The organism is Pedobacter sp. SG908, from assembly GCF_011759615.1.
GTDB lineage: Bacteria > Bacteroidota > Bacteroidia > Sphingobacteriales > Sphingobacteriaceae > Pedobacter > Pedobacter riviphilus.
Window position 1 is genome coordinate 1710538 of the sequence record NZ_JAAOYY010000001.1, and the last position, 11865, is coordinate 1722402.

At 38.6% G+C, this 11865-nt stretch carries 10 protein-coding genes; 6 read left to right on the plus strand and 4 right to left on the minus strand.

What is annotated here, in order from left to right:
• Nucleotides 1–178: 178 nt before the first annotated feature.
• The 3 genes from FHT21_RS06930 to FHT21_RS06940 all read right to left on the minus strand — a co-directional run bounded on the left by FHT21_RS06930 (nucleotide 179) and on the right by FHT21_RS06940 (nucleotide 5781).
• Nucleotides 179–1777: a RagB/SusD family nutrient uptake outer membrane protein gene (locus FHT21_RS06930; protein ID WP_167293991.1), complete on the minus strand. Its 1599-nt coding sequence runs from the start codon at nucleotides 1775–1777 to the stop codon at nucleotides 179–181.
• Between the two features lie 11 nt (nucleotides 1778–1788).
• Nucleotides 1789–4830 (minus strand): TonB-dependent receptor, encoded by a 3042-nt coding sequence (locus tag FHT21_RS06935; protein ID WP_167293992.1) that lies wholly within the window; start codon nucleotides 4828–4830, stop codon nucleotides 1789–1791.
• 63 nt (nucleotides 4831–4893) lie between these two features.
• Nucleotides 4894–5781 (minus strand): inositol oxygenase family protein, encoded by an 888-nt coding sequence (locus tag FHT21_RS06940; RefSeq protein WP_167293993.1) that lies wholly within the window; start codon nucleotides 5779–5781, stop codon nucleotides 4894–4896.
• A 495-nt stretch (nucleotides 5782–6276) separates the two neighbouring features.
• Here FHT21_RS06940 and FHT21_RS06945 point away from each other — a divergent pair, with 495 nt between their 5' ends.
• The 4 genes from FHT21_RS06945 to FHT21_RS06960 all read left to right on the plus strand — a co-directional run bounded on the left by FHT21_RS06945 (nucleotide 6277) and on the right by FHT21_RS06960 (nucleotide 10889).
• A complete protein-coding gene (locus tag FHT21_RS06945) occupies nucleotides 6277–7284 on the plus strand; it encodes a LacI family DNA-binding transcriptional regulator (protein WP_167293994.1) in 1008 nt (335 codons plus the stop codon).
• 126 nt (nucleotides 7285–7410) lie between these two features.
• Nucleotides 7411–9039: a sodium/sugar symporter gene (locus tag FHT21_RS06950; RefSeq protein WP_167293995.1), complete on the plus strand. Its 1629-nt coding sequence runs from the start codon at nucleotides 7411–7413 to the stop codon at nucleotides 9037–9039.
• 55 nt (nucleotides 9040–9094) lie between these two features.
• Nucleotides 9095–10513 (plus strand): glycoside hydrolase family 28 protein, encoded by a 1419-nt coding sequence (locus FHT21_RS06955; RefSeq protein WP_167293996.1) that lies wholly within the window; start codon nucleotides 9095–9097, stop codon nucleotides 10511–10513.
• Between the two features lie 55 nt (nucleotides 10514–10568).
• Nucleotides 10569–10889 (plus strand): hypothetical protein, encoded by a 321-nt coding sequence (locus tag FHT21_RS06960; protein WP_167293997.1) that lies wholly within the window; start codon nucleotides 10569–10571, stop codon nucleotides 10887–10889.
• 34 nt (nucleotides 10890–10923) lie between these two features.
• On the opposite strand, the gene FHT21_RS06965 is transcribed toward FHT21_RS06960, so the two are convergent.
• Nucleotides 10924–11211: a hypothetical protein gene (locus FHT21_RS06965; protein ID WP_167293998.1), complete on the minus strand. Its 288-nt coding sequence runs from the start codon at nucleotides 11209–11211 to the stop codon at nucleotides 10924–10926.
• 31 nt (nucleotides 11212–11242) lie between these two features.
• Between FHT21_RS06965 and FHT21_RS06970 the strand changes: the two genes are divergently transcribed.
• A complete protein-coding gene (locus FHT21_RS06970) occupies nucleotides 11243–11464 on the plus strand; it encodes a hypothetical protein (protein WP_167293999.1) in 222 nt (73 codons plus the stop codon).
• Nucleotides 11465–11480: 16 nt separating this feature from the next.
• Nucleotides 11481–11804 (plus strand): TfoX/Sxy family protein, encoded by a 324-nt coding sequence (locus FHT21_RS06975; RefSeq protein WP_167294000.1) that lies wholly within the window; start codon nucleotides 11481–11483, stop codon nucleotides 11802–11804.
• Nucleotides 11805–11865: the final 61 nt, after the last annotated feature.

An 11865-nucleotide genomic window follows, 5' to 3' on the forward strand; every position in this document is an offset into this window, starting at 1 on the left:
GTGTAAATGAGTTAGGCACCAATGCGAAGAAGAGGATGTATCGTAAATGTAGAATTGTCATCCTGAGTCTGTCGAAGGGCCTGTCGCAACAGCTTATAAAGCGTTTTGACAAGCTCAACGTGACAAACTTTTAGAGAAAATTGTGTTATGATACAACCTCTTCTAAGAAAAATATATATTAATTGTATCCGGGATTTTGTTTCAATTTAGGATTTAATATAATGGCTGATGCCGGTATTGGCATTAACCTATGGAAGGTCTGTGCATCTGTTTTAAAGCCCCATGTTCCTTCATACTTACCGAAACGGATCATATCGTTACGGTGCCAGCACTCCCAGGCCATTTCTCTGCAGCGTTCTTTATATAAATCGTCTAAGGTAACTGATGTCCATGCAGGTGAAGTTGTACGAACAGCACGTAACTGGTTTACCAATGATAAAGCTGTTTGACCTTGCGTAGGTGTTGCACCCCTTAATATGGCTTCGGCTTTCATTAATAAAATATCAGAATACCTAAAAACAGGTACATCGTTATTTTGGTTTCTGCTCGATGAGGTACTATCGCAATAAAATTTATTGTTTCTGTAACCCATATTCCAGGCTATTTCATCATTTCCGGCATCAAAAGGTCTGGATGCATCCCTGAGGGTAACATTCGGTGTAATATCTACCTGGTAGGTGAGTGCAGCTGAACCATCAGAACCGGCATAAAATTGATCGTATCCTTTTTTAGTGGTAGCTACTGTTACTGGTCTGCCGTCATTCAAAAATTGTGGTCCCTTAATCCATTGTGCATTTCTTTTATCGTTAGGATCGTTGAAATTTGCATAAAATTCTGGTAAAGTACTCATCGGGGCACTTGGTGTAAATTTTAAGCTGTATTTTGCCTGTAGCGATCTTGGTAACGAATACCTCGAATAGATCATATATCCGTTACTAAATCCAGGATCGAAAGGGATAGCAAAGATAAATTCCTTTATCTGAGGACCATTATCAATGAAGAACATTTTTCTATAATCGCTTTCCAAGCTGTAAGGAGCTCCTGAGGCACCAATAATGGCATCACACATGGCCACAGCATCGTTATACCGTTGAGTCCCGGTATATACTTCTGCATTTAAGTACATCTTGGCTAATATAGCATAGGCTGTATATTTATTTGGGCGGCCATAAGTAGCTGTTCCTACAGCACTGCTTAAATTGGGCAATACTTCTTTAAGTTCCGCTTCAATAAAATTGAAAACTTCCTGGCGTGATTTGGTTTCGGGTGGGGTTGTTTGTCCGAAAGTGGTTACAATTGGGATATTACCCCATAAATCCATCATCATGAAAAATGCTAAGGCTCTTGTCGCCCTCACTTCAGCTACTGCTGCTGTTTTTCCTGGAGATTCAGCAGCGTCTTTCAATAAAAACAAGCTTTGGTTTGCCTTACTGATGGTTGCTGAAAGCCATCCCCAACCGCTATTAATATGCCCATTGTCTTTAGTCCACGAGTGTTTGTGGTGCATTTCGAATACGCCACCGTCGTACCAGTTTCCGCCTCTGGCTGGCATAATGGATTCGTCGGTACTTAACGACTGCATAAAGAAATAATCGGTACTCCAGTTTTGACGAAGCTGTACATATACCTGACCGGTTAGCTGTATAAAGTGTTGGTCTGTTTGCGGAAATGTTTCAGGAGTTAGCTGTGTTTCCACTTTTAAATCTAGTTTATGGCAGGAAGTTAATACGCCTAGCGATAACGCAGTTCCTGCAATGTATTTGATAAGATTTTTCATCTTCTTAAGTTTTAGTTAAATGATACGTTTAACCCGAATAAAAATGTTCTGGTTTTAGGATAAAAGTTATTGGTATCTACCCCTGGTGCGGTACCACCCTGATTGATCTCTGGGTCTATTCCTTTATAACCGGTAATTACGAACAGGTTATTCGCTGTGGTGTACAATCGAATAGAATTTACACCAGGAATAAGGCCTTTTTTGAAAGTATATCCAAGTGTAGCATTATCTAAACGCAGGTAACTGCCATTCTCTAAGAATCTGCTCGAATATTTATAGGAGTTGAAATCAGATACTGATTCATTTTCAACCTCAACAGGGATATTGGTGAACTGGGCAGTGCTGGGGCGGAATAAATCAGCGCGTGTAACGTTCATAATTTTAACGCCTAATGCCGCTCTCATGAATACGCTTAAATCAAAATTCTTATACCTGATGTTGTTTGACCAACCTAATAACGCTTTCGGTTGTGCATTTCCAAGAATATAATAATCGGTTTTGGTGAGCGGGGTCTTTGTGAGGTTACCGTTAGCATCATAATACTGTGAAACACCATTTGCATCTTTACCTGCATATTTAAATGTGAAAAATGTTCCGATTGGTTGCCCTGGTTTAAGGGTCTGCAGTGTTAAACCACTTTGTCCGGCACCATCAGGAGAAACAGTCAATCGGTCTTCAATGTTAAATCTTGGATCATCCGATAGGGTAATAATTTTATTTTTATTATGCGCTAAGTTAAATCCGGTAGTCCAGCTAAAGTTGTCGGTACTTACTGGCGTACCATTTAGAACCACTTCAATACCTTTGTTGCTCAAACTACCAACATTTGCTGTATAAGAACCTGCTGGGAATAAGTTATTATCAACGCCAAATGTCAAAATCAAATCAGTTGTTTTTTTATCATATACGTCTACCGATCCGTTTAATCTGCCATTAAATAGTCCGAAATCTAAACCAATATTGGTCGTGGCTGTTTTCTCCCATCTCAAATCAGGGTTTTCGTTTTGGATGGCGCCATAAGCACCTTCTCTTGGCGAACCGTTATAATAAAACTGTCCTACCTGTCCGTAAATAAGTTTAGTGGTAAGTGGTGCAAATCCAAGCGAGTTACCTGCAATACCGTAACTACCCCTTAATTTAAGGGTTTTAAGAACGCCAGTGTTTTTAAAGAAACCCTCCTGATCAATGTTCCATGCTGCACCTACAGATGGGAAATAGCCCCATTTTTCGTTGGCACCGAATACATTCGACCCATCTTTTCTGATCGATCCCTGAATGAGGTATTTGTTTTTATAATTGTAATTAACCCTTGCAAAATCAGAAATCATTAAAATTTCCTGGTAAGTTACGTTTGGATTAAAATCAACTCTAAAATCAGGCACCGCGTATGGGTTTCCTAAACTTAAATTGTTATAACTAACCTGGTTGATCGGGAAATTTGTAGAAGTAGCCTGAAAACCATCGTTATTTAGCGATTGCTGATAAGAGTAACCCACTACGGCATTGATATCATGGTCGCCAAATTTTTTATTCCAGGTTAAGTACGTTTCTATAATTTTATTGGTGTTTTGATAAGCATTTCTTACCGCTACACCATCTTTACCCACCAGGTTTACAAAGCTTGGAGTTGCAGGTGGCTCTGGCGTATTACGAACATTGTTATACCTGGAAGTATAAATGCTGTTATAAAATGCACCATAAACGTTTTGGCTATTTTGGTAAGATGCAGAAACATCGTAAGAGAAGCCGAACGGTAATTTTAAGTTAACGGTTAAATTTCCTAGGATGTTTTTATTCTTCAGGTTCTCTGTACCGTTTTCGAGCATAGAAACCGGGTTATAGTAGCTGGTTTGGATTAAGTTATCAAAATAAGATCCATCCGGATTCTTTACCGGAGATGTTGGCAGGTAAGTAAGCATCTGTGCCAGTACCGTATTACGGTAAGGAACCAGGTTGGCGTTAGTTACCGAGTTGCTAATATTCAATCCAATCTTCAATTTGTCGTTTAAAGCCTTTTGTTCAATGCCAATGCGGCCAATAAACCTGTTTAAATCGCTGGTTTTAATAATACCATTTTGTTTAAAATAATTTAAACTGGCGTTGTAAGTGGTTTTCTCGGTACCACCGCTCAAAGATACATTGTGGTTGTACGATAAAGCATTACTGCGTTGTACCTCATCCTGCCAGTTGGTATTTGCTCCCTTATCATTTGCAGGGGTGAGGGCAGAATTATTTTTTGCCAGGAATGCCTTTAATTGATCGGCGTCCATCATGTCGTACCGGTTAGATACGTTTTCTATGCCAAAGTAACCATTATAAGCAATTTGTGCTGCACCTGTTGTACCTTTTTTAGTGGTTACCATGATTACACCATTGGCAGCCCTGTTACCATAAATAGCCGCAGCGGCAGCATCTTTTAATACGTCGATCGTGGCGATATCATCCGGTGCCAAAATCGAAATGTCGGCACCAACTACACCATCAATTACAAATAAGGGCGATTGCGCACCGTCACGCAGGGTAGATGCACCACGCATAATGATTGCTGCGTTACGGTTCGGGTCGCCACTTCTGGTAATGTTTAAACCTGGAACTTTACCTTGTAACATCTGGCCAACATCGCTAATGGCACCTTTATTCAAATCATCGCCTTTAACAGTAGAGATAGAGCTGGTTAATGCTTTTCTTGAGCTTTTTCCGTAACCAACAACTACTACATCAGTAAGCGATGAACTGGCCTCGCTAATGATTACCTGGTAGGTAGATGCATTGGTTACGGTAAGTTCTTTTGTTTGATAGCCCAAAAAACTGAAGAGGATTTTATCTCCTGTTTTTGCAGAAATGGTAAAGGATCCGCCAGCACCGGTTGAGGTAACTTTAGTGGTTCCTTTAACGGTAACTGAAGCACCTACAATAGGCAGTTTAGTTTCGTCTATTAAATTTCCGGTAATTTTTCGTTCAATTTGCGCAAAAGCAGTGTTGAACGACTGGCTGATCAGTAAAAGTAGCAAAAAGATGCCGGCATACTTTAAGCTCGTACATTTAAATCTCATAATTTTGTAGATTTAGGTTCATAAATTGGTTGTTTTGTTTAGTTATTGTTTTGAGATAGAATGTTAAAATTTAATAGTCGCTGGTAGATATTTGGCCACAAGTGCCTTGTAATAGGGCTCAAGCTCTGCCCAGCTTTTTTGATTTGGATTTTTAGAATACAGGTCGTATGGGTTAAACAGGTTAACCCATTTAAACATTTCATGATCCTTTTCATTCATCAGGTGATCGTAGGCATTTTCCCTGTGCTGTGAGTAAAAGGAATGGTAACGGAGCATGTATAAACCTGGCTCAGGGATGTAGGGCTTCATCATATGGTACACATATTCATCATGGCCCCAAGACATATCTACATTATCCAACCCGCAATTTTGAGTATAAACACCCAATTTGGTTTGATAAATTTCATTGTTGTAATCGGGATTCTGACTGAAAAATTCCGGATAAACAATTTTGTCTGAATAGGCACAACCTACAGGGAAAGTATCGCCCACTACAGCCCACTGTGGCTCGCCGAACAAACAAAGTACTTTACCCATATCGTGGATCAAGCCTACCAATACCATCCAATCCGGGTGTCCATCATTTCTGATGGCTTCTGATGTTTGCAGCAGGTGCTGCATCTGGTCTAGATCGGTATCAGGATCAGAATCATCCACCAGCTTGTTCAAAAAATCAAAAGCACTCCAAATTGGCATCTCTTGTTTGTCGAACTTTAAATAATCTGCTTTTTTCTGTTTTACGAAATCGTATGTTTGATAAGTATGGTTTAGCCTGTAAAATTCTTTTACACTATCCTTTTCTGTTTCATCATAATTTCTGAACTGCTCTTCTTTTTTGTCAGCATTGATGTTTTTTGGATCTGGATAACGGATCAAAATATCCTCTTCCCACTGATCAAGGTTTTGCAACGGATTTTGGTTATCCTTTGAAGATGCGCTTTGGTTTCTCATAAGGCTAGAAATTGATTAGTTTAAAAATTTTAGTTGGTTAACTAGGTTAAAGTTGAGTTTTTGAAAGCTTAAAATTTTATGTTTTGCCAACTTTATTTACTTAAACGATTACGTAAATCCTTGTCTAGAATTGCGGAATATGAATTAAAATGTTTAAATTTAAATAGTTGATATAGGTTTTTGATCTCGCAGATGGCCCTTTTCTGCCTAAGGTGTTGGCGAGAGAAATACGCAAAAGAAAAAAAATAAACGTTGATATTACGATTATTTCATATTTTCGTTTGCGGCCTGATATTTATTCAAATAGGAGAAGATATCGGCTTGCTTAATCAGCTAAATGTTTTGAACATCAACTTCGATGGTTATATCCGTATAGCCAAAAAGCTGCTGTTTTTGATTAAGATGCTGGTAAAAAAGAGGAAGGCTTTGGTATATCGCATTCTCGCGGTAAAGGCCAGGTAAACCTCAAAAAACTAACAAACAAATTTTAAAGACATGGCAGAAGCAGTTAATATTAAGCGGTTGGCTCAAGAGTTGAATATTTCAATTGCAACCGTTTCTAAAGCTCTTAACGACAGCTATGAAATCAGTTTAAAAACTAAAAATAGGGTGTGGACCTTGGCTAAGGAACTGAATTACACGCCAAATCCGGCCGCCAGTAACCTCCGGAGCAACAAAACCAAAACTATTGCGGTAGTTATACCCTGCGTAGCAAATAATTTTTTCTCCTTATCCATAATGGGAATTGAAGAAATAGCCAGACAGTATGGTTACCATGTGCTTATTTATCAAACCCACGAAAATATAGAAGCAGAAAAAGCCTTTACCAACAGTTTGTTAAACGGGCGGGTAGATGGCATTCTTACTTCAGTATCGAGCAGCGAATATAACAGTGAATATTATGCCAATCTGGTTAAGAAAATCCCTTTGGTGTTTTTCGACCGGGTATATGAAAACCTGGATGCAGTTAGGGTAACTACTGATGATTATGAAATTGCTTTTCAGGCTACAGAACATTTAATTGAATGTGGCTGTACCAAAATTGCCTATTTATTTGGACTCGAAAATCTTCCGGCGGGCAAGGCAAGGTTTGCAGGTTATCTGGATGCACTGAAAACACATGGAATAACTTTTATGGAGCAACTTGTTGTTAAATATCATGACGGTGAAGAATTTAATCTGCAGCAGATAAAGGAATTGCTTGGGAAGCATAAACCAGATGCACTTTTTTCTTCTATTGAAGAATTTATTATTCCTGCTTACCGCGCCTGCAGGGATTTGAGTTTACAGATTCCAAATGATGTTAAAGTACTCAGTTTTTCTAACCTGAGTACCGCTGAGCTTTTAAATCCTTCGCTCACTACAATTTCGCAACCTGCTTTCGAAATTGGGCGTGAAGCAGCAAAATGTCTCTTCAAAATCCTTAACAACAAACAACTGGATGACGAACAGAATATCATATTGAAATCGGTGCTGACCAAGCGCGAATCTACAGGCGGTTAAGCGGATAAATCTATATTATTGTTGCCCGATGGGCGAAAACGTTTACGTAATTAAATAATCGAATTAAACCCTCAACATTGGGATTTTTTCTGATTTTTAGAAAAAACCAGATGTAAAAAAAACCTTATGAACCACTTGTCTGCATTCGATTATGCTGTTTTTTTGATGTATTTTATTATTGTTTCGGCATACGGCTATTGGGTTTATAGGAGTAAGAAAAAAAAACGTACGGATACCAAAGATTATTTTCTGGCAGAAGGCTCACTCACCTGGTGGGCAATTGGTGCATCCATCATTGCTTCTAATATTTCTGCCGAACATTTTATTGGTATGTCGGGTTCGGGGTTTGCCATGGGGCTTGCCATAGCCAGTTACGAATGGATGGCTGCCGCCACGCTAATTATTGTAGCTATATTCTTTCTGCCTATTTACATTAAGAACAAAATTTACACCATGCCACAGTTTCTGTCTAACCGTTACAATAATACGGTAAGTACATTAATGGCTGTTTTTTGGTTACTTGTTTATGTATTTGTAAACTTAACTTCCATTTTCTTTCTTGGTGCCATCGCTATTGAAACGATTACAGGCATTCCTTTTAATATATGTATTATTTTCCTGGCCATTTTTTCTGCCATTATCACCCTGGGCGGCATGAAGGTAATAGGTTATACCGATGTAATACAGGTTTTTGTTTTAGTGACAGGCGGACTGATTACCTGTTATATGGCGCTTAAACTTGTATCTGAGAAGTTAGATGCACCCAGTGTTTTAGCCTCGCTTCCTTTATTGCGCAGTGAAGCATCTGACCATTTTCATATGATATTTTCGAAAGGAGATAAATTTTATAGCGAATTGCCAGGTATTGCCGTACTGCTAGGCGGTTTGTGGATCAATAATTTAAATTACTGGGGCTGTAACCAATATATTGTTCAAAGGGCATTAGGAGCTGATTTAAAGACTGGGCGCAATGGCTTAATATTTGCCGCATTTTTGAAATTACTTATTCCGGTAATTGTTGTTATTCCTGGTATTGCGGCTTATGTGCTTTATCAGCGCGGTTATTTCCAATCCGAAATGCTCGATGCAGCCGGAACCGTTAAACCCGATCATGCTTACCCGGTACTCATGAATTTATTGCCTGCAGGGATAAAAGGACTGGCCTTTGCTGCGCTCACAGCCGCCATCGTAGCTTCGCTTGCTGGAAAATGTAATAGCATTGCCACTATTTTTACACTGGATATTTACAAGAAGTTTATCAAGCCCGAAGCTTCAGAAACACGATTGGTTTCGGTTGGTCGCTGGTCTGTAGTTATTGCATCTTTAATTGCTATTGTTATTGCTCCGGCATTGCGTAGCTTCGATCAGGTTTATCAGTTCATCCAGGAATATGTTGGCTTTATTTCGCCAGGTGTTTTTGCTATCTTTTTACTAGGCTTTTTCTGGAAGAAAACCACTTCGCGTGCAGCGCTTATCGCTTCTTTATTAACTATCCCTTTATCAACTTTTTTTAAATTCCTGCCTACTATAGCCAGTGGTGCTATTGCGCCGATTCCTTTTTTGAACAGAATGTCGTGGGTATTTGTGATTATACTGGGTTTAATGGTTCTGGTAACATTAACCGATCCGAAAAGTAAAGATAATCCGCAGGGACTTGAAATTGACAGCAGCATGTTTAAGGTTACTCCGGCATTTACCATCGCTTCGGTTATTATCTGCGGTATTCTTGCCGCACTTTATACCGTTTTTTGGTAAGTGAATCTTTACTTAAGTCAGTTTATTGTGTTTATTATTAATGAATTTAAAAAAAATGAAGGTTAAAATTTTACTCTTTTTTGCGCTGTTGATTTCTTTCGGTGCGCTGGCCCAAAATAAATTATATAATATTAAAAACTATGGTGCGGTTGGCGATGGTAAAACCAACGATGCAGTGGCTATCCAGAAAACTATTGATGCCTGTTCGGCAGCTGGAGGTGGACAGGTAGTTATACCAGCTGGTTATGTGTTTTTAACTGGCCCGTTTAACTTGAAATCGTTCATTGATTTAAGGGTGGAAGGGGGTGCCAAGTTACTGGCAATTCCTGACGAAAAGCTGTATACCCAAAGTGCTTTTAGAGAAAATAAAGGCGAGGGTACCATCTGGATTGGTGGAGAAAAACTTGAACAGGTAAGCATTAGCGGAAGCGGTGTAATTGATGGAAATGGGATTTCGTTTATGGGGGAGGAGCTTAGCGACTCCTATGTATTAAAACCCTTTAATATTGTAGATCCCCGGCCACATCTGCTTACTTTGATCGGTTGTAATAAATTGAATATAGATGGGGTAACTTTTCAGAATTCAGCGTACTGGACAGTTCATTTGGTTGGCTGTAATGATGTATCGATATCGAATATAACGTTATTAAACAGTATAAAGATCCGTAATAGTGATGGCATTGATCTAGATCACAGTAAAAACGTCCGGATTACCAATTGTTTTATCGAATCGGGCGATGATTGTATCTGCTTAAAGAACAGGCGCGAGTTTGAAGAATATGGTGCCTGTGAAAATATTGTGATCAGTAACTGTACCATGACTTCCAGTTCATGCGCCATCAAAATAGGTTCTGAAAATATGGACAGGATCAGTAACGTACTTATCAATAATTGTAATATCAGGAAGAGCAACCGAGGCATTGGTATTCAAAACCGTGATGAGGGTACAGTAAATAATGTGATTTTCTCCAACCTATTTATCGAGTCGAAACTCTTTTCGGATGTATGGTGGGGCAAGGCAGAGCCGATTTATATTACCGCTTATCCAAGAGCAACCAGCAACAATAAAGACGCTGGCTGGCGTTTGCCGAAGGGGCAAACCAAAGGCAGGGTTGGAGCAGTTAAAAATATTTATTTCAGTAATATCCGGTGTACGGGTGAAAGTGGTGTGTACATCAGTGGCGAAAGTCCTGATAAAATTTCTGATATCTATTTTGACCAGGTTAGTGTTTACCTTGATAAAACAACAAAAGAAGCAGGTGGGGTATATGATCGTAGGCCAAGCAATGTTGAAGGACTCGTTAAAAGTGCAATTGCAGGATTTTATTTTGAAAATACCGGGTACATCAGCTTACTTAACAGCAATGTAGTATGGGGTACAAATAAGCCAGACTATGCTGGGAAAGCCTTAGAGAGAAAGAATGTTAGTAAAATTAAAACAGTTAACTTTAGCGAAACTACAGTGGGTAAATAAAAAACAGAGGCTTAATTTATTAGATAAAAGCCAATATATGTAGCATAAGAAATGTATGTTAAAAAGGATAAACGTATTGGTTGATCTACCCGATTTTGGCACTATAGAGTTGCCCTTGGTTTATACAATGAGCATGGAAGGAAGTAAAAAAGGTACTTGTTTGGTCAACTGTAAGATAGTGCTTAGTGCCGAAAATTTGCCTGAATGGTTATTAACCACAACTTTTAGTATTGTTTATAGTCGGGCGGAGGCTGAAAATGCAAACATTGTTTCAGTGAGTGCCGATAGCGGAACCACAAACCGCTATCATGAAATAATGCTGAGCATTGTATCGTCGTATATTAAGCTTAAAGAAGATCGTGTTGGTTTAAATTAGTTTCTGGTGGTAATTTAAGGTGTAATTACTTAATTTATTGAAATTCAGCTTGTTGTTTAGTGTTCTTGGCCGGGATTTCAGCCAATGCAGCATTAATTTCATTGATGGTTTTAATACTGAAAATATGTCGGCCCATAAACCATCTTTTGATTTCATCTGGATTAATATCCAATATATAAGCAAGATCGTTTTCTGTCGAATTCTTTTCTGCAAGTACTTCTATGGTTTTATTAGCAACCTCGAGGTTTAGTTGTTCTAGTTTCTCAATTGCAGGATTTCCGGTTTCTTCCAACCAGATAGAAACAAAATCGTTTTCTTTCATTTTATTCTTTTTTACCATTTAGCACAACAGCATGCTTAACCAGCGATTATCCGTTTGGGCGGCAAATTTAATGATTAGGCCCATTATTACAAACCAGAATCAAAAGAAAGATAATAAGGCCGTTATTAATGGTGTATCCTTAATTAACTGGATGATTGTACTTATCTTAGTGCTTAGTACAGCCAAAATTTATCCTAAAATAGGCTTCCTTTTCGATTATTTTTTTGGCCTTGCTTATATTTCTAAAGTTTAAATTAAATCAATTGTAAATGGCATCAGATCAGAAATTCGTAGACTTTATAATCGATCAGATCGATTATTCTGAACATGTTATCTATAAGAAAATGTTTGGCGAATATGGTTTGTATTTTGATGGTAAGCTATTTGCACTTGTGTGCGATAATAAGCTGTTTGTTAAGCCAACTTTAGCCGGCAGGGCGTATATAACAGATGTTGTAGAAGCACCGCCTTATCCGGGTGCAAAAAACCAATTTCTAATCGAGGAACGGTTGGAAGATCGCGATTGGCTAAAAAAACTGGTAAACATCACAGTAGCTGAACTGCCTGAACCCAAACCCAAGAAAAAGAAATAAAGGCAGGGTTTAACTTTGTTTCTAATGCAGAGATGACTAAAAAACTGGTTAGTTGTAGTAG